This is a genomic window from Streptomyces canus (genome assembly GCF_001514145.1).
Taxonomy (GTDB): Bacteria; Actinomycetota; Actinomycetes; order Streptomycetales; family Streptomycetaceae; genus Streptomyces; species Streptomyces canus.
The window spans coordinates 305424-321839 of sequence record NZ_KQ948662.1 but is presented as its reverse complement, the minus strand read 5'-3'; the positions used below and the strand labels follow the sequence as shown (position 1 = coordinate 321839).

General features: G+C 71.2%; 16 protein-coding genes. 15 read left to right on the top strand and 1 reads right to left on the bottom strand.

Annotation, left to right across the window (positions count from 1 at the left end; all coding sequences use genetic code 11):
* The first annotated feature begins 3 nt into the window (after positions 1-3).
* Positions 4-1821 (top strand): glycoside hydrolase family 15 protein, encoded by a 1818-nt coding sequence (locus AQJ46_RS23915; RefSeq protein WP_059207541.1) that lies wholly within the window; start codon positions 4-6, stop codon positions 1819-1821.
* Here AQJ46_RS23915 and AQJ46_RS23910 read toward each other — a convergent pair.
* A complete protein-coding gene (locus AQJ46_RS23910) occupies positions 1772-3076 on the bottom strand; it encodes a chloride channel protein (RefSeq protein WP_079072411.1) in 1305 nt (434 codons plus the stop codon). The genes AQJ46_RS23915 and AQJ46_RS23910 overlap by 50 nt on opposite strands.
* 296 nt (positions 3077-3372) lie before the next feature.
* Here AQJ46_RS23910 and AQJ46_RS23905 point away from each other — a divergent pair, with 296 nt between their 5' ends.
* From AQJ46_RS23905 to hypF, 14 genes are all read left to right on the top strand, one after another.
* Positions 3373-3654, top strand: a complete 282-nt coding sequence (locus AQJ46_RS23905) for a DUF6400 family protein (protein WP_059207540.1) — start codon at positions 3373-3375, stop codon at positions 3652-3654.
* Positions 3641-3886, top strand: a complete 246-nt coding sequence (locus tag AQJ46_RS23900; RefSeq protein WP_059207539.1) for a hypothetical protein — start codon at positions 3641-3643, stop codon at positions 3884-3886. Before AQJ46_RS23905 ends, AQJ46_RS23900 begins: the two co-directional genes overlap by 14 nt.
* 96 nt (positions 3887-3982) lie before the next feature.
* Positions 3983-5764, top strand: a complete 1782-nt coding sequence (locus AQJ46_RS23895) for a hydrogenase maturation protein (RefSeq protein WP_059207538.1) — start codon at positions 3983-3985, stop codon at positions 5762-5764.
* Between the two features lie 63 nt (positions 5765-5827).
* Complete coding sequence (locus tag AQJ46_RS23890) at positions 5828-6916, top strand: NADH-quinone oxidoreductase subunit B family protein (RefSeq protein WP_059207537.1); 1089 nt, start codon at positions 5828-5830, stop codon at positions 6914-6916.
* A gap of 86 nt (positions 6917-7002) precedes the next feature.
* Positions 7003-8787 (top strand): nickel-dependent hydrogenase large subunit, encoded by a 1785-nt coding sequence (locus AQJ46_RS23885; RefSeq protein WP_059207536.1) that lies wholly within the window; start codon positions 7003-7005, stop codon positions 8785-8787.
* Positions 8784-9302: a hypothetical protein gene (locus tag AQJ46_RS23880; protein ID WP_059207535.1), complete on the top strand. Its 519-nt coding sequence runs from the start codon at positions 8784-8786 to the stop codon at positions 9300-9302. The genes AQJ46_RS23885 and AQJ46_RS23880 overlap by 4 nt, the downstream gene beginning before the upstream one ends.
* Complete coding sequence (locus AQJ46_RS23875) at positions 9299-9940, top strand: DUF5947 family protein (RefSeq protein WP_059207534.1); 642 nt, start codon at positions 9299-9301, stop codon at positions 9938-9940. The genes AQJ46_RS23880 and AQJ46_RS23875 overlap by 4 nt, the downstream gene beginning before the upstream one ends.
* On the top strand, positions 9937-10620 hold the full coding sequence (locus AQJ46_RS23870; protein WP_059207533.1) for a DUF6084 family protein: 684 nt from the start codon (positions 9937-9939) through the stop codon (positions 10618-10620). The genes AQJ46_RS23875 and AQJ46_RS23870 overlap by 4 nt, the downstream gene beginning before the upstream one ends.
* The gene (locus AQJ46_RS23865; RefSeq protein WP_059207532.1) at positions 10617-12047 is read left to right on the top strand and encodes a hypothetical protein; all 1431 of its coding nucleotides are present in this window, start codon (positions 10617-10619) and stop codon (positions 12045-12047) included. Before AQJ46_RS23870 ends, AQJ46_RS23865 begins: the two co-directional genes overlap by 4 nt.
* Positions 12044-12589: a hydrogenase maturation protease gene (locus AQJ46_RS23860; protein ID WP_059207531.1), complete on the top strand. Its 546-nt coding sequence runs from the start codon at positions 12044-12046 to the stop codon at positions 12587-12589. Before AQJ46_RS23865 ends, AQJ46_RS23860 begins: the two co-directional genes overlap by 4 nt.
* 11 nt (positions 12590-12600) lie before the next feature.
* Positions 12601-12705 (top strand): DUF6893 family small protein, encoded by a 105-nt coding sequence (locus tag AQJ46_RS59080; RefSeq protein WP_371563411.1) that lies wholly within the window; start codon positions 12601-12603, stop codon positions 12703-12705.
* A gap of 144 nt (positions 12706-12849) precedes the next feature.
* Positions 12850-13251, top strand: coding sequence for a hydrogenase maturation nickel metallochaperone HypA/HybF (locus tag AQJ46_RS23855; RefSeq protein WP_059207530.1), 402 nt, complete (start codon positions 12850-12852; stop codon positions 13249-13251).
* Between the two features lie 3 nt (positions 13252-13254).
* Positions 13255-14010 (top strand): hydrogenase nickel incorporation protein HypB, encoded by a 756-nt coding sequence (hypB, locus tag AQJ46_RS23850; protein WP_059207529.1) that lies wholly within the window; start codon positions 13255-13257, stop codon positions 14008-14010.
* Positions 14007-16394, top strand: a complete 2388-nt coding sequence (hypF, locus tag AQJ46_RS23845) for a carbamoyltransferase HypF (protein ID WP_059207528.1) — start codon at positions 14007-14009, stop codon at positions 16392-16394. Before hypB ends, hypF begins: the two co-directional genes overlap by 4 nt.
* Positions 16395-16416: the final 22 nt, after the last annotated feature.

Genomic DNA, 16416 nt, shown 5'->3' with positions numbered 1-16416 from the left:
GCCATGGAACGCTACCCGCCCATCGCCGATCACGGACTCGTCGGGGATCTGCAGACCGCAGCCCTGGTGTCGTCGAAGGGCGTGATCGACTGGTTCGCGGCACCGCGCTTCGACTCGCCGAGTGTCTTCGCCGCCCTGCTGGACCATGACGGTGGCGGCCATTTCCTCCTCGCGCCCGATCATCCCGAGGGCACCTGGAAGCAGCTCTACTACCCGGACAGCGCCGTCGTGGTGACCCGGTTCATGTCACCCGACGGAGTCGGCGAGATCGTCGATCACATGCCGGTCCTGCCGGGCCCGACGCCGACGGACCGGCATCAACTGGTGCGCGTCGTCCGCGCGGTGCGCGGCACCGTGCACTTCGCCCTCGAATGCCGGCCGCGGTTCGACTACGCGCGGGCCACCCACGACCTCGACCTGGCGGACGGCACGGCCACGTTCCGGGCCCCGGGCACGACCGCCTACCTCCAGGGCAGCATCCCGCTCGAACGGGACGGCCAGGACGTCCGGGGCGGCATCACCCTCAGCGACGGAGACCAGGCTGCCGTGGTGTTCACGGTGTGCGCCCAGGACGGGGAGGCGCCACCGCCACCCACCACGGAACAGATCACCGAAGAGCTCTGGAAGAACGTCGACTTCTGGCACAAGTGGGTGCGCGCCTCGAACTACCACGGCCGCTGGATGGAGATGGTGCACCGCTCGGCGATCACCCTCAAGCTCCTCACCTACGCCCCCAGCGGCGCGCCGGTCGCCGCCGCCACCATGGGACTGCCCGAACAGGTCGGCGGTGAGCGCAACTGGGACTACCGCTACACGTGGGTCCGGGACGGCTCCCTCTCGGTGCGGGCGCTGCTCGACCTCGGCTTCGTGGAGGAGGCGACTCGCTTCACCCACTGGCTCGGCGACCGCCTGGGCGCACGGGAAGGGCCGGACGACGAACCCCTCCAGATCATGTACCGGGTCGACGGCGACCCGCATCTGACCGAGGAGATCCTGGACCACTTCGAGGGCTACCGCGGCTCCTACCCGGTCCGGGCCGGCAACGCCGCCTCCGACCAACTCCAGCTCGACATCTACGGCGAGGCCCTCTACGCCCTGGCCGAGGGCCGCGAGGTCGGCGAACAGGCGGGCTACCACGGGTGGAAGGGCCTGACCCGCACCCTCGACTGGCTCGCCGAGTCCTGGGACCGCCCCGACGAAGGCATCTGGGAGACCCGGGGCGGACGCAAGGACTTCACCTACAGCCGGGTGATGTGCTGGGCGGCCTTCGACCGCGGCCTGAAGATGGCAGCGGAGTTCAGCAGGCCGGCCGACACCGTGCGCTGGACACGGGCCCGCGACGAGATCCTCGAACAGGTCATGGAACGCGGCTGGAACGAGAAGGAGCAGGCCATGGTCCAGCACTACGGCGGCGACGTCCTGGACGCCTCCCTGCTGCTGGCCCCCCGGGTGGGCTTCGTGTCCCCCCGCAGCCCCGGCTGGCTCAACACCCTCGACGCCATGGAGCGGGTCCTCGTCTCCGACAGCCTCGTCTACCGCTACGACCCCCAGGCCTCCCCCGACGGACTGCGCGGCTCCGAAGGAACCTTCAGCCTGTGCACGTTCCTGTACGTCGACGCCCTGGCCCGCGCAGGCCGGCTCCCGCAGGCCCGCTACACCTTCGAGAAGATGCAGACGTACGCGAACCACGTCGGCCTGTTCGCCGAGGAGATCGGCCCGAGCGGCGAGCAACTCGGCAACTTCCCCCAGGCCTTCACCCACCTCTCCCTCATCATGGCCGCGACGACGCTGGACGAGGCGCTCGACCGGGCTGCGCGCTGAACGGCGGGATTCCCGGCCCCTGCGGCAGCAACTCCGTCGTCACGAACGCCACGACAGCGGCGAGCACGATCACGGGGACGGTCTCCGAGTTGCCGACGACGAGCACGACCAGCACCACACAGCTGACGGGCAGTCGGAGCGTGGCGGCGGACGCGGCCGCCATGCCCGCCGCCATGCCCGGTACGACTCCGAGCCCGGGCAGAGGTGAGAGCAGGACTCCGACCACACCACCCAGGAACAGTGCAGGGAAGGTCGGACCGCCGCGCAGGCTGCCCAGGCAGAGCGTGTACGCGATGCCCTTGAACACCAGGACCGCCACCAGAGCGCCGACGGACCATGCGTGGGGATCGGCGGCGAGTTGCGACAGGGTGGTCTGACCGGACAGGGACACCTCGGACGGCGAACGGCCGGTGATGCCGGCGTAGAGCGCCGCGCAGCCGGCCGCACCGAGTGCGCAGAGCACCGTGTTCCTGAGCGGCTGCGCGGCCACGAGGCGCGCCGCGATCCGTCCGCCCACCAGCATCCCGTGGACGGCCACGCCGATGGCGAGCGCCATCAGCAGCGACCACCCCACGTCGCCGACATCGAGGAGGGGCGGGGAGGGCAGCCCGATGTTCAGGCTTTCGGCATTGAGTCCGGTCCAGTGGCCGAAGCCGGTGAACACGATGGCGCCGACTCCGCTGGAGAGCAGGGCGGGAAGCATCACGGCGAACAACTGCGGCCCGCCGACTCCGGCCACTTCCATCAGCAGCACGGCAGCGACCAGCGGGCTGCCGAAGATCGCGGAGATGGCGGACGCGGCGCCGGCCGCACCGAGCAGTGTCGTGCTCGCCTTGGTCGCGGGGGCTCGTACGAGATCCCGGAACGCCAGCGCCAGGCCGCCGCCCAGGGCGATCAGGGGTGCCTCGGGACCGAGCGTGGCGCCCAGCGGCAGGCTGGCCAACGCGGCCAGGACCACCCCGGGAACAGCCGCCTTCGACGCCCCTCCGGCCTGCAGGCCCGCTGCTGGAATGTGGCCGCCCCTGCCGGGAAAACGCAGGACGACGAGGGCGACGCCCGCACCCGACACCAGAGCCAGGGGAAGCGGCCACCACCACGGCGGATCGCTCCAGCCGAGGTCATGCGGCCAGTCCACCCAGATCAGGTTCTCCAGCTCGTGGAGCAGGACGAGAAACCAGAACGCGATCAACGACACCGGGATCCCGATGATGCCGCAGAACACCAGCGCCCGCCGATACTCGGGCCGGCGCAGCATCTCCCGCAACTGGTCGGCCTCTTTGGGCTGGTTTCCCGGAGCGGTCCCGGCGCGCTCGGATTTCGGCTCGGCGATGGGTTCTCTCCTGATTCTGCTCGCAGACGCTTCGGCGGACAGCAGCGCGAGAGTACGCACCGGGTCACACGGCGCCGCTCCGAGCCACGCGGCATCGAACGGAAACCCTCCGTGTGGACGCGCGGACGTGCCGAATTCCTGTCCCCCGGGGGCGCTGGCCTGCTGTGACTTCTCCCACCTGCTCTTGCCGGGACGAGAAGCGCTTGCCTACGTTCGGTCGCATGTCCTCCCATGGCCGCGCCCTTCCAGGCGAACCGGACCGACCCGACCCGCTCCCGACGGTCGACCTGCACATCGACCTGAGCTCACACGAACTGCTCCGGCGCGCTCATGTCCTGGACGCTCTCGGCCCCGACTGGGACCCCGTCGAGGCGCTGCGCGGCGAGGAAGCGGCGTACGCGCTGCTGTATTCCGGCCTCAGCGCGGAGCAGCAGCGCGTGTACGACGATCTGGTCTCGGCCGGTGTACTGCCGCGGAGAGGCGGCAGCGATGCTGCCGCTTGACCCGCAGGCGGACATCGGGCGTCGCGCCTGGGTGGCCTGCCCGAACTGCGACGACCGCCGCGGCTGCGCCACCTGCGAGCAGGGGCGCACCTGTTCCGAGCACTGGCGCTACCTGCTGTCCCACGTCGGCAGCCTGCTCCACCTGCAGTGCCGGTCGTGCACTCACATCTGGGCACACGAGACCCACTTCGGTGTGAGGCCGGACGGCGGATCGGCGCCCGCTTTCGGATGATCTCACCGCCTGTCGTGGGGGACGGCAGGTCGCCTTGTCCGAGGATCGCGTTCGGCGGCCATCGCTGCCTGCCGTTCGTCCGTCCCGGAGGCAGCCGTGCACATCCTGCTACTGGCCAGCGCGTTCAACAGCCTCACCCAGCGTGTCCACGCCGAGCTGCGCGACCGTGGCCACACCGTGGCGGTGGAGCTCGCCCTGCCCGGCAGCCCGTGGCCCGAAACCGTGCGGCGGCATGCGCCGCAGCTCGTCGTGGCACCGATGCTGAAGACGGCGATCCCCGAGGACGTATGGACGGCGCATACCTGCCTCGTCGTCCATCCGGGGCCCGTGGGTGACCGCGGACCCTCCTCCCTGGACTGGGCGATTCACGAGGGCGTCGACCAGTGGGGCGTCACCGTCCTGCAGGCCGACGGGGAGATGGACGCCGGTGACGTGTGGGCCTGTGTACCGTGCCGGATCCCTCCGGTTCCCAAGAGCGAGCTGTACCGGGGCGAGATCGCCGACGCCGCGCTCGAGGCCGTCCTGCTGGCGGTGGAGCGCTTCGCCGGGGGCACCTACGTACCGCGCGAGCAGGACGCGGCGGGCACGGCCGACGCCCGTCTGCGCCCCCGCCCCTACCTCGACCAGAGCGTCCGGCGGATCGACTGGGCCGAGGACTCCACACAGGACGTCCTGCGCAAGCTGAGAGCGGCGGACTCGCAGCCCGGTGTGCTGGACGTCCTGCTCGGTGGTGAGTGGTACCTGCACGGCGGTCACCCCGAGAGCGTGTTGCGCGGCCGCCCGGGCGAGCTGCTGGCCACCAGGGCCGGGGCAGTGTGCCGGGCCACCAGGGACGGCGCCGTGTGGATCCCCGAGCTTCGGTCCCGGCGCGTGCCCGGGCAGCCGCCCACGTACAAACTGCCTGCCGTGCGGGCACTGGGCGACCGGCTGCCGCCCCTGCCCGAGCACGCCCTGCCCCTGCTGCCCGAGGTGCGGCACCGTACCTGGACGGACATCCGGTACCGAGAGGACGGGAACGTCGGGTTCCTCTCGTTCTCCTTCCCCGGCGGCGCCATGAGCACGGAGCAGTGCCGACGCCTGCTGGACGCCTACCGGCAAGCGTGCGAGCGGCCCACGTCCGCACTGGTACTGGGCGGCGAACGGGACTTCTTCTCCAACGGCATCCACCTGGGCGTCATCGAGGCCGCGGACGACCCCGCTGCCGAGTCCTGGGCGAACATCAACGCCATCGACGATCTGGTCGAGGCGGTCCTGACGACGACGGACCGACTGGTGGTCGCGGCGGTCGCGGGCAACGCCGCGGCGGGCGGGGTGATGCTCGCCCTTGCGGCCGACGAGGTGTGGTGCCGCTCGGGCGCCGTACTGAACCCTCACTACCGTCTGATGGGCTTGTACGGCTCGGAGTACTGGACGCACACCCTGCCCCGCAAGGTGGGTGCCGCGACGGCCGATCGGCTCATGTCCGAGGCTCTGCCGGTGAGTTCGGCGGGCGCACTGCGCCTCGGGCTCGTCGACCGGGTGGTCGACTGCGGTCCTGACGCGTTCGCGCGGGAGGTCGGCGGCCTGGCTGCCCGACTGGCGGCACTGTCGGCGACGGCGTCACGGATCACCGCGAAGAAGACGGAGCTGGACCGGCTGGAGAGCGTGACCCCGCTGGCCGGCTTCCGTGAGCAGGAGCTGGCCCGGATGCGCCGGACCTTCGACGACCCGGACGCCCCTTACCACTCGCTGCGTCGTTCCTTCGTCCACAAGGAGCGGCCGACGTGCACCCCGCCGCACCTCGGTCCCGTCCAGGTCGCGCAAACCGGTCCGACCCCCTTGGCCGCGGATGTCACCGGAATGGCCCCCTTCGGCGTCTCATCACGATCGAACGGCTGATACGAAGAAGAGCGATGGTCGAAATCTGGGCTTTCATCCCTAACCTCCCCAGGAGGCGGTCCCATGACTGAGGCGACGCCGGACACGGTCGACGCTGCGGACGCGAGTGGCGCGCCCGCCGACGAGACACCCACGATCCACATTCTCTGGATCAACGCGGGCCTGAGCTGCGACGGTGACTCGGTCGCTTTGACGGCGGCCATGCAGCCCAGCATCGAGGAGATCGTGCTCGGTGTGCTGCCGGGCCTTCCGAAGATCGCCGTCCACTGGCCGCTCATCGACTTCGAGTGCGGTCCGGTCGGCGGCTCGGACACGTTCATCGAGTGGTTCTTCAAGGGGGAGCGGGGCGAGATCGACCCGTTCGTCCTGGTCGTCGAGGGCTCCGTCCCCAACGAGGCGATCAAGCCCGAGGGCTATTGGTGCGGCTTCGGCGACAACCCGGAGACCGGCCAGCCGATCACCACCAGCGAGTGGATCGACCGGCTCGCCCCGAAGGCACTGGCGGTCGTCGCCATCGGCACCTGTGCCACCTACGGCGGCATCCACGCCATGGCGGGCAACCCGACCGGCGCGATGGGCGTACCGGACTACCTCGGCTGGGACTGGAAGTCCCACGCGGGCATCCCCATCGTGTGCGTCCCCGGCTGTCCGATCCAGCCCGACAACTTCTCCGAGACGCTCACCTACCTGCTCTACCAGGCGGCCGGCGCCGCCCCGATGATCCCGCTGGACGACAAACTGCGCCCGACCTGGCTGTTCGGGGCCACCGTGCACGAGGGCTGCGACCGCGCGGGCTACTACGAGCAGGGCCAGTTCGCCCTGTCGTACGACTCGCCGACGTGCCTGGTCAAGCTCGGCTGCTGGGGCCCGGTCGTCAAGTGCAACGTGCCCAAGCGCGGCTGGATGAACGGGATCGGCGGCTGCCCCAACGTCGGTGGCATCTGCATCGCCTGCACCATGCCCGGCTTCCCCGACAAGTTCATGCCGTTCATGGACGAGCCCCCCGGCGCCAAGGTGTCGAGCGGCGCCAGCGGAGCGTACGGCGCCGTGGTCCGCAAGCTGCGGTCGATCACGGCCAGGACGGTGGACAAGGAGCCCCAGTGGCGCAGCACCGGAGACAAGATCACCACCGGATACCGACCCCCGTGGTGAGCAATCGCCGCGGCTGATCCGCTCCCCGTTCTCGTGCATGCACCCCCCACACGAACCTCCCGCGCAACGAAGGGCACGGCACACAGATGGCACCGACGACGAAGGCGGCCGGCGACGGCAGCGGCCTGGTGGAGATGGCCTGGGACCCGATCACCCGGATCGTGGGCAGCCTGGGCATCCACACGAAGATCGACTTCAAGCAGAAGCGGGTCGCGGAGTGCTACAGCACCTCGTCGGTCTTCCGTGGCTACAGCGTCTTCATGCGCGGCAAGGACCCCCGCGACGCCCACTTCATCACCAGCCGCATCTGCGGCATCTGCGGCGACAACCACGCCACCTGCTCGGTGTACGCGCAGAACATGGCGTACGGCGTGAAGCCCCCGCACCTCGGCGAGTGGATCATCAACCTCGGCGAGTCCGCGGAGTACATGTTCGACCACAACATCTTCCAGGAGAACCTGGTCGGGGTCGACTACTGCGAGAAGATGGTCAAGGAGACCAACCCCGGCGTCCTCGAACTCGCCGAGCGCACCGAGGCCCCGCACGCCGCGGAGCACGGCTACCGCACGATCGCCGACATCATGCGTTCGCTCAACCCCCTCGAGGGCGAGTTCTACCGCGAGGCCCTCCAGGTCAGCCGCTACACGCGCGAGATGTTCTGCCTGATGGAGGGCCGCCATGTGCACCCCTCCACGCTCTACCCGGGCGGCGTCGGAACCATCGCCTCCGTGCAGCTCTTCACGGACTACCTCAGCCGGCTGATGCGCTACGTGGAGTTCATGAAGCGCGTCGTGCCCCTCCACGACGACCTGTTCGACTTCTTCTACGAGGCGCTGCCCGGGTACGAGGAAGTGGGCCGCCGACGTGTCCTGCTCGGCTGCTGGGGCGCGCTCAACGACCCCGAGTACTGCGACTTCACCTACGCCAACATGACGGACTGGGGCCGGCGCATGTTCGTCACGCCCGGCATCATCGTGGACGGCAAGCTCGTCACCAACGACCTCACCGAGATCAACCTCGGCATCCGCATCCTGCTGGGCAGCTCCTACTACGAGGACTGGCAGGGCCAGGAGCAGTTCGTCACTCATGACCCGCTCGGCAACCCGGTGGACCCGCGCCACCCGTGGAACCAGCACACCATCCCCACCCCGCAGAAGCGGAACTTCGACGACAAGTACAGCTGGGTCATGTCCCCGCGCTGGTTCGACGGCAAGGACCACCTCGCCCTGGACACCGGTGGCGGCCCCATCGCCCGCCTGTGGTCGACCGCCCTGTCCGGTCTCGTCGACATCGGGTACGTCAAGGCCACCGGCCAGAGCGTGGTCATCAACCTGCCCCGCACCATGACCAAGCCGGAGACCACCTTCGAGTGGAAGATCCCGAAGTGGTCCAACGCGCTGGAGCGCAACCGCGCCCGGACGTACTTCCAGGCGTACTCCGCCGCCGTCGCCCTGCACTTCGCGGAGAAGGGACTGGCGGAGGTCCGCGCCGGACGCACCCAGACCTGGGAGAAGTTCGAGGTTCCGGAGGAGAGCATCGGCGTCGGCTTCACCGAGGCGGTCCGCGGTGTCCTCTCCCACCACATGGTGATCCGGGACGGCAAGATCGCCAACTACCACCCGTACCCGCCGACCCCCTGGAACGCCAGCGTCCGGGACACCTACGGCACGCCCGGCCCGTACGAGGACGCCGTGCAGAACACGCCCATCTTCGAGGAGAACACCCCGGAGAACTTCAAGGGCATCGACATCATGCGCGCCGTCCGCAGCTTCGACCCCTGTCTGCCCTGTGGCGTCCACATGTACGTCGGGGGCGGCAAGACGGTGAAGTCGATGCACGTGCCCACTGGCCTGAGCGGACTGGGCGGATGAGCGCGGTCAGCTCCGCGGAGCAGACCGGGCGCCGCGTCGAGGAAGTCCTCGACAGGCTGGCCGAGAGCGGTGACCCGGCCGCCGCCGCGGCCGCGGAGGAACTCGTCCGCTCCCTCATGGACTTCTACGGTGCCGGCCTCGCCCGCATCCTCCACCTGCTGTCCGGCGCCCCCGGCGAAGCAGTGGCACGCCTCCTGGGCGACGACCTGGTCGCGAGCCTGTTCGTCCTGCACGACCTGCACCCCGAGGACCGCGACACCCGCATCGCCCGCGCCCTCGACGGGGTGCAGGAACACACCCTGGAAGTGGTGGGCTTCGACGACGAGAGCGGCACCCTTGCGCTGCGGGCCCGGGAGGCCGGCGGCTGCGGTTGCGGCTCCGGCACGGGTGCCCGGGAGGCCGCGGAGGCGGCGCTCGCCTGCTTCGCACCGGAGGTCAGGGCGGTCGACGTACAGACCGCCCCCGCGGGGCCGACGCTCCTCCAGATCGGCGCGGCACCGACGGGGGCCCGATGACGGCGTCCCCGGCGACGCGCACGCCCGGCCTGCGGAGGTTCCTCACCGAGAGGCCTCCGCAGCCCGAACGGTGTGAACTGTGCGCCGTGGCGGTGGAGGCGGGCCACCGTCATCTCGTCGACACCGAGAAACGCGCCCTCGTCTGCGCCTGCGCCCCGTGCGCGCTGCTGATGGAGCAGCCGGGCGCCGCCGCGGGCCGCTTCCGCACGGTCCCGGCCCGCTACCTCACCGACCCCGGACACCGCCTCGACGAGAGCGCGTGGGAGGCGCTGCAGATTCCGGTCGGCGTCGCCTTCCTCTTCCGCAACGCGGCGCTCGACCGGCTGGTCGCCCTCTACCCGAGCCCGGCCGGAGCCACCGAGAGCGAACTCGAACCGGCCACATGGACCGACGTTCTCGGTGGCAGCCGCCTCGCCGAACTACTCGAACCCGACGTGGAGGCGCTGCTGCTGCGCCGCACCGACGGCCGCTTCGAGTGCCACCTCGTACCGATCGACATCTGCTACGAACTCGTCGGCCGTATGCGCCTGTTGTGGCAGGGCTTCGACGGGGGAGCCGAGGCCCGCGCCGCGCTGGACGCGTTCTTCGCGGACGTCACGCGACGCGTCCGGCCCCTGGACGAGGTGAGTCACCCATGACCGAGTTCTCCTTCGCCTGCACCGGCGTCCGCGCCGACCGGTACGCCGCCGGACCCACCCTCGTCTTCCGGCTCCGCGTCACCGCCGCCGACAACGCGCATGTGCACGCCCTCGCGTTACGCTGCCAGATCCGCATCGAACCCGCTCGCCGCGGCTACGCGCCCGCCGAGGCCGACGGTCTCGCGGACCTCTTCGGCGAACGCTCACGCTGGGGCAGCACGCTCCAGCCGGTGCAGTTCGCCCAGGTCTCGGTCATGGTCCCGAGCTTCACCGGAGAGATCGAGACCGACCTCGTCGTGCCCTGCACCTACGACATGGAGATCGCCGCCACCCGCTACCTCACCGCCCTCACCGACGGCGAGGTGCCCCTGCTGATGCTCTTCTCCGGTACGGCGTTCACCGGAGACGGCGGCTTCCAGGTGGAGCCCGTCCCCTGGGACCGCGAGACAGCCTTCCGGATGCCCGTCACCGCCTGGCGGGAGATGGTCGAGCAGCACTTCCCCGGCTGCGGCTGGATCCGGCTGCCCCGCGACACCATGGACGCCCTCCTCGCCTACCGATCCCGGCACGCCCTGCCCTCCTGGGAGGCGACCGTCGAGGCGCTGCTGGAGGGTGCCGAGCCGCCCGCGCACGACCCGCTGCGCGCCCTCACCGCCACCACCGGAAGGACCGATCCGTGACCGTGACCGCGTTCGCCCCCGAGACCGAGGAGCGCTTCGCCCTCGCCCGGCAGGTGGCCGACGCCGTCCTCTTCGAGGGCTATGTGCTCTACCCGTACCGCGCCTCGGCGGCCAAGAACCGGCTGCGCTGGCAGTTCGGGGTGCTCGTGCCACCCGGCTGGGGCACCGAGTGCGAGGAGCACGACTTCCAGCACACCGAATGCCTGATGGAACCGAAGGCGGGGGCGACCCTCGCGGTCGAGGTGCGCTTCCTGCACGCCCGACGGCGCACGGTGCAGCGGGCCCGTCCGGACGGCGGCTTCGACACGGTGCCCGAACTCCACCTCGACGACCGGGTGCTGGTGCCCTGGGACGAGGGAAGCGAGGAGCGCGTCGCGGTGGTCGCGCCGATTGAGGCGCTCCTCGGTGACGGCGTCACACATCCCTTCCGGCTCCCTGCCCGCGAGGACACCGCACCGGTCCTGGACGCGGCCGGCCGAACCGTCGGCCGACTGGTCCGGCGCAGCGAGGAGATCAGCGGGACGGTACGGCTGTCCGCCCGCGAACTCGACGGCCCCTACCGGGTGTTGCGGCTGACCGCCGTCGTCGAGAACACCAGCGACTGGACACCGCCCGAGGGCCGCGGCGCGGACCGGGAGGCGGCGCTGCCGCGCTCCCTGGTGGCCACCCACCTCCTCATGGCCCTCAGCGCCGGATCATTCCTGTCGATGACCGATCCCCCCGAGTGGGCGAAGGGCGCGGTCGCCGCCTGTCGCAACCTGCACACGTGGCCCGTGCTCGCCGGTGAACCCGGCCGCGCCGACCTCGTGCTGTCCTCGCCGATCATCCTGGAGGACCATCCGGCCATCGCGCCGGAGAGCCCCGGCGCGCTCTACGACGCCCTCGAGATCGACGAGATCCTCGCGCTGCGCACCGCGGCCCTCACCGACGAGGAGAAACGCGAGGCCCGGGGCACCGACGAGCGGGCGGCCGCCGTGATCGAACTGGCGGACTCGATGCCCCCCGAGGTTCTGGAGCGTCTGCACGGGGCGGTGCGCGGCCTGCGCGAGGTGACCGGTCCCGGCCCCGCCGCCCCGGACGGCGGCTTCCCCGACGAATACGGGGTGATGCGGCCGGACACCCCCTGGTGGGACCCCGCGAGCGAGGAGGGCTTCGACCCGGCGCGGGACCGGGTCGTCGTGGACGGCCGGTCGGTGGGCCAGGGCAGTCGCGTCGAACTGCACCCCGGCCTGCGGCGCACCGACGCGCAGGACATCTTCCTGCGGGGCCGCACCGCGAAGGTCGAGGCAGTGCTGCACGACGTGGACGGCGGGGTGCACCTGGCGGTCACCGTGGAGGGCGACCCGGGCGCCGACGTCCGCCGCGAGCAGGGACGGTTCCTGTACTTCCAGCCCGACGAGGTCACACCGCTGGAGGACGACGTATGAACCCCTTACCGCAGACAGGCCCCAGGACCCTCGTCGCCGGCATCGGCAACATGTTCCTCGGGGACGACGGCTTCGGCGTGGAGACCGTCCGCCGGCTCGCCGAGCGCGACCTGCGCGGACACATCGAGGTCGTGGACATCGGGGTGCGCGGGGTGCACCTCGCCTATCAGCTGCTGGACGGCTACGACACCCTCGTCCTCGTGGACGCCACGGCACGCGGCGAAGCCCCCGGCACGCTGTACGTGATCGAGCACGACGTCGGCGGAGGGAGCCCTTCACCCGCCGCCCCCGCGCTGGACGGCCACCGGATGACCCCCGACACCGTCCTGGCACTGCTGGGCACCCTGTGCGCCGGGACCGGCGGCGAGCCACCACGCCGCGTCCTGGTCGTGGGATGCGAACCGGTCTCGGTGGAGGAGGGCATCGGTCTCAGCCCGTCGGTGTCCGACGCCGTACCGAAGGCCGTCCGGCTGATCGAAAAGCTGCTGCGGGACGGCGAGCCGTCCGTGGCGCAGGCCTCAACCGCTGAGGCTCCGACATGAGGAGAGACGGGATGAAGAAGATCGTCATCGGCGGAGCGGCCGTCGCCGCCATGGTCGCTGTCGTCGTCGAGGTACTTCCCGACCTGAGGCGCTACCTGCGCATCAGACGGATGTGAATCGGAGCCGCCGCCGGTGCGCCGCGCGGTTGCGTCGAACGGCGTACCCGCCGGCCGGCAACGGCGTGCCGGGCCGTGCGACCGGCCGCGCGCGCCTCTAATGAAGGCCGACCGGAGGCAGCCGCGGACGGAGGGACGGAAACCATGCACGAGATGTCCGTCGCGCTGGCCGTCGTCGACCAGGTGGAGGAGGCCGCCACACGGGCAGGTGATGTCACGGCGGTGCGATCGGTACGGCTCCAGGTGGGCGAACTGGCCGGAGTCGTACCCGATGCGCTCGCCTTCTCCTTCGAACTGGCCTGCGCCGGAACCCTGCTGGAAGGCGCCGAACTGATCACCGAAGCGGTGCCTGGGCGGGCCCGCTGCACCCCCTGCGCACACGAATGGGCCGTCGGCATGCCGCCCCGGCTGACCTGCCCCGCGTGCGGCGGTACGCGGACCGACCTGCTCGCGGGCCGGGAACTGCAGATCCTCGACGTGCACTGGGAGGACGGCCTCGGCCCCGCGCACACGCCCACCCGCGAACCGATTCCCGAGGAGCGCTGAACCATGTGCCGTGTCGTCGACCTGCGGCAGGCCGTACTCGCGAAGAACGACGCGAGCGCCCACGAACTGCGCGCGCACCTCGCGGCTCGGGGCATCGCGGTCGTCAACCTGCTGTCCAGTCCGGGCAGCGGCAAGACCGCGCTGCTGGAGCGCGAACTGCTGCTGGCGCGGGAGCGGGCCGTTCCCGTCGCGGCGCTGAGCGCCGATCTGGCCACCGAGAACGACGCGGCCCGGCTGGCGCGTTCGGGGGTCCCGGTCAAGCAGGTCCTCACCGACGGACTGTGCCATCTGGAGGCGGGGATGCTCGCCGGGCACCTGGACGGGTGGCTGCCCGACGACACCCGGCTGCTGTTCGTGGAGAACGTCGGCAACCTGGTCTGCCCGGCCTCCTACGACCTGGGGGAGACGCTGAGGGTCACCCTCGCCTCTGTGACGGAGGGCGAGGACAAGCCGCTCAAGTACCCCACCGCCTTCGGTCTCGCCCACCTCGTGGTGGTCACCAAGACCGACATCGCGGAGGCCGTCGAGTTCGACGAGGCGGCGTTCCGCGCGAATGTGGAGCAGGTCAACCCCGGAGTCGAGGTGATCCTGACGTCGGCACGCCGGGGGCAGGGAGTCGGCGCGCTGCTCGACCGGGCGCTGGCCGCCGTGGACGGCACACCCGTCCACTCACCGGTCATGGCCCGGCAGCCTCATCACCACGGTCACCCGCACACGCACCCGGAGGCCACCGGCACCATGGCCCACACCCACTCGTGAGCGGTCCGCAGGCTCCCACCGCCGTCGCCGAGAACGCCCCACGACGCCGCCGCGTCATCGTCCGGGGAGTGGTACAGGGCGTGGGCTTCAGGCCCTACCTCTACGGCCTCGCCACCGAACTCGCCCTGGCCGGACACGTGACCAACACCCCGGAGGGCGTCGTCGCGGAGGTCGAGGGCAGCGCCTCGGCCGTGGCCCGGTTCTGCGAGCTCGTCGCCGCCCAGGCACCGCCGCTGGCCCGCGTGGAGTCCGTCCACCACCGGGAGATGCCTCCCCTCGGCGGCACCGCGTTCACCATCCTCACCTCGCGCACCGGCGGACCGGCCCGCACCCTGGTCTCCCCCGACTCCGCCACGTGTGCCGACTGCCTCGCCGAGCTGGCGGCTCCGGCGGACCGGCGCTACCGGCACCCGTTCGTCAACTGCACTCACTGCGGCCCGCGCTTCACGATCGTCACCGGCGTGCCGTACGACCGGGCGAACACCACCATGGCCGGCTTCGCGATGTGCGCCGACTGCGCCCGGGAGTACGAGGATCCGGCCGACCGCCGCTTCCACGCGCAGCCGGTCGCCTGCCCGGCCTGCGGGCCCCGTCTGCGGCTGGTCCTCGCCCAGGAGGCACGGCTCAGCGATGTCGAGGGGGCGGACCCGCTCACCGACGCCCGCGTGCTGCTGAAGCGGGGCGCGATCCTCGCCGTGAAGGGCCTGGGCGGCTACCACCTGGCCTGCGATGCCACGAACCAGGAGGCGGTCGCCCTCCTGCGCCGGCGAAAGGCGCGCGGGGACAAGCCGTTCGCCGTCATGGCCAGGACCGCGGACGACGTCCGTCACCTCGTCCGGCTGAGCCCGGCGGAGCGGAACCTCCTCGAAGGCCGGGCCAGGCCGGTCGTCCTGCTGAGGCGGCGTCCGCACGCCGGCGGGGATCCCCGGCCCGCCGAGGCCGTGGCACCCGGCAGTCCCGACCTCGGCCTGATGCTGCCCTACACGCCCGTGCACCATCTGCTGCTCGGTCTGCCCGGCGACCCGGACGGCCCCAGGCTGCTCGTCATGACCAGCGGCAACCTGTCGGGTGAGCCCATCGTCACCGACGACGACGAGGCGCTGGAGCGCCTCGCGCACCTGGCCGACGCCTGGCTCACGCACGACCGGCCGATCCACGTCCCGTGCGACGACTCCGTGGTCCGCGTCTGCGACGGGGAGCCGCTGGTGATCCGCCGCTCGCGCGGCTACGCCCCGTTGCCCCTCTCCCTCCCGCTGCCCGTGCGGCCGGCCCTCGCCGTCGGCGGAGACCTGAAGAACGCCTTCTGTCTCGGGGCGGGCCGTCAGGCCTGGCTGTCGGCGCACATCGGCGACATGGACGACGTAGGCACACAGCGGATCTTCGAGCGCGCGGTGGCGCAGTTGGAGTCCATTACCGGGGTGCGCCCCGAGACCTTGGTCTCCGACCGGCATCCTGGCTACCGCTCCGCCGGATGGGCCGACCGGAACGTGGCGCAGCGGCCCGTCGTACGCGTCCAGCACCATCACGCGCACATCGCCGCCGCCATGGCCGAGCACGGACTGGACGGCACCCGGCCGGTGATCGGCGTCGCCTTCGACGGCACCGGCCACGGCGACGACGGCGCCGTGTGGGGCGGGGAGTTCCTGCTCGCGGACTACGACCGCTTCACCCGGTTCGGACATCTCGCGTATGTTCCCCTGCCCGGTGGTGACGCCGCGGTGCGCCGGCCGTACCGCATGGCGCTGGCCCATCTGAGGGCGGCCGGGATCGACTGGTCCGACGACCTCGCCTGTACGGACGCCTGCCCGCCCGACGAACTCCATGTCCTGCAAAGGCAGTTGGAGCGCGGCCTGAACTGTGTCCCCACGTCCAGCATGGGCCGGCTCTTCGACGCCGTGTCCTCTCTCGCCGGGGTGTGCCACCGAGCCGGATACGAGGCACAGGCCGCCGTCGAACTGGAGGGGGCGGCCCTGCACGCACCGGCCGACGACACCACCGCGTACGCCTTCGCCCTGCACGCGTCGGAGGAGAACCGGGACGGCGTCGTACGGGCCGATGCGGCACCCGTACTCGCGGCGATCGTCGGCGACCTGCGCATGGGCGTCGAGCCGGCCCTGGTCGCCGCGCGCTTCCACCGGGGCGTGACCGTCCTGGTGCACCGGATGTGCGCGCGGGCGCGAGAGCGGCACGGGCTGGACACCGTCGCCCTGACGGGAGGTGTGTTCGCCAACACGCTGCTCTCCTCGGCCTGTGCCGCCACCCTGCGCGAGGACGGCTTCACGGTCCTGCGGCACCACCTGGTGCCGCCCAACGACGGTGGCCTGGCGCTGGGCCAACTGATGGTGGCCGCACGCGCCACCCCCAGTCCCACTCCCACCGACTGAGCAAACGCGCGACCCACAGCGA

Coding starts and splice junctions, on each gene's coding strand:
- AQJ46_RS23915 (WP_059207541.1), top strand. CDS start 4: ATGGAACGCTACCCGCCCATCGCCGATCACGGACTCGTCGGGGATCTG.
- AQJ46_RS23910 (WP_079072411.1), bottom strand. CDS start 3,076: ATGCTGCGCCGGCCCGAGTATCGGCGGGCGCTGGTGTTCTGCGGCATC.
- AQJ46_RS23905 (WP_059207540.1), top strand. CDS start 3,373: ATGTCCTCCCATGGCCGCGCCCTTCCAGGCGAACCGGACCGACCCGAC.
- AQJ46_RS23900 (WP_059207539.1), top strand. CDS start 3,641: ATGCTGCCGCTTGACCCGCAGGCGGACATCGGGCGTCGCGCCTGGGTG.
- AQJ46_RS23890 (WP_059207537.1), top strand. CDS start 5,828: ATGACTGAGGCGACGCCGGACACGGTCGACGCTGCGGACGCGAGTGGC.
- AQJ46_RS23885 (WP_059207536.1), top strand. CDS start 7,003: ATGGCACCGACGACGAAGGCGGCCGGCGACGGCAGCGGCCTGGTGGAG.
- AQJ46_RS23880 (WP_059207535.1), top strand. CDS start 8,784: ATGAGCGCGGTCAGCTCCGCGGAGCAGACCGGGCGCCGCGTCGAGGAA.
- AQJ46_RS23875 (WP_059207534.1), top strand. CDS start 9,299: ATGACGGCGTCCCCGGCGACGCGCACGCCCGGCCTGCGGAGGTTCCTC.
- AQJ46_RS23870 (WP_059207533.1), top strand. CDS start 9,937: ATGACCGAGTTCTCCTTCGCCTGCACCGGCGTCCGCGCCGACCGGTAC.
- AQJ46_RS23860 (WP_059207531.1), top strand. CDS start 12,044: ATGAACCCCTTACCGCAGACAGGCCCCAGGACCCTCGTCGCCGGCATC.
- AQJ46_RS59080 (WP_371563411.1), top strand. CDS start 12,601: ATGAAGAAGATCGTCATCGGCGGAGCGGCCGTCGCCGCCATGGTCGCT.
- AQJ46_RS23855 (WP_059207530.1), top strand. CDS start 12,850: ATGCACGAGATGTCCGTCGCGCTGGCCGTCGTCGACCAGGTGGAGGAG.
- hypB (WP_059207529.1), top strand. CDS start 13,255: ATGTGCCGTGTCGTCGACCTGCGGCAGGCCGTACTCGCGAAGAACGAC.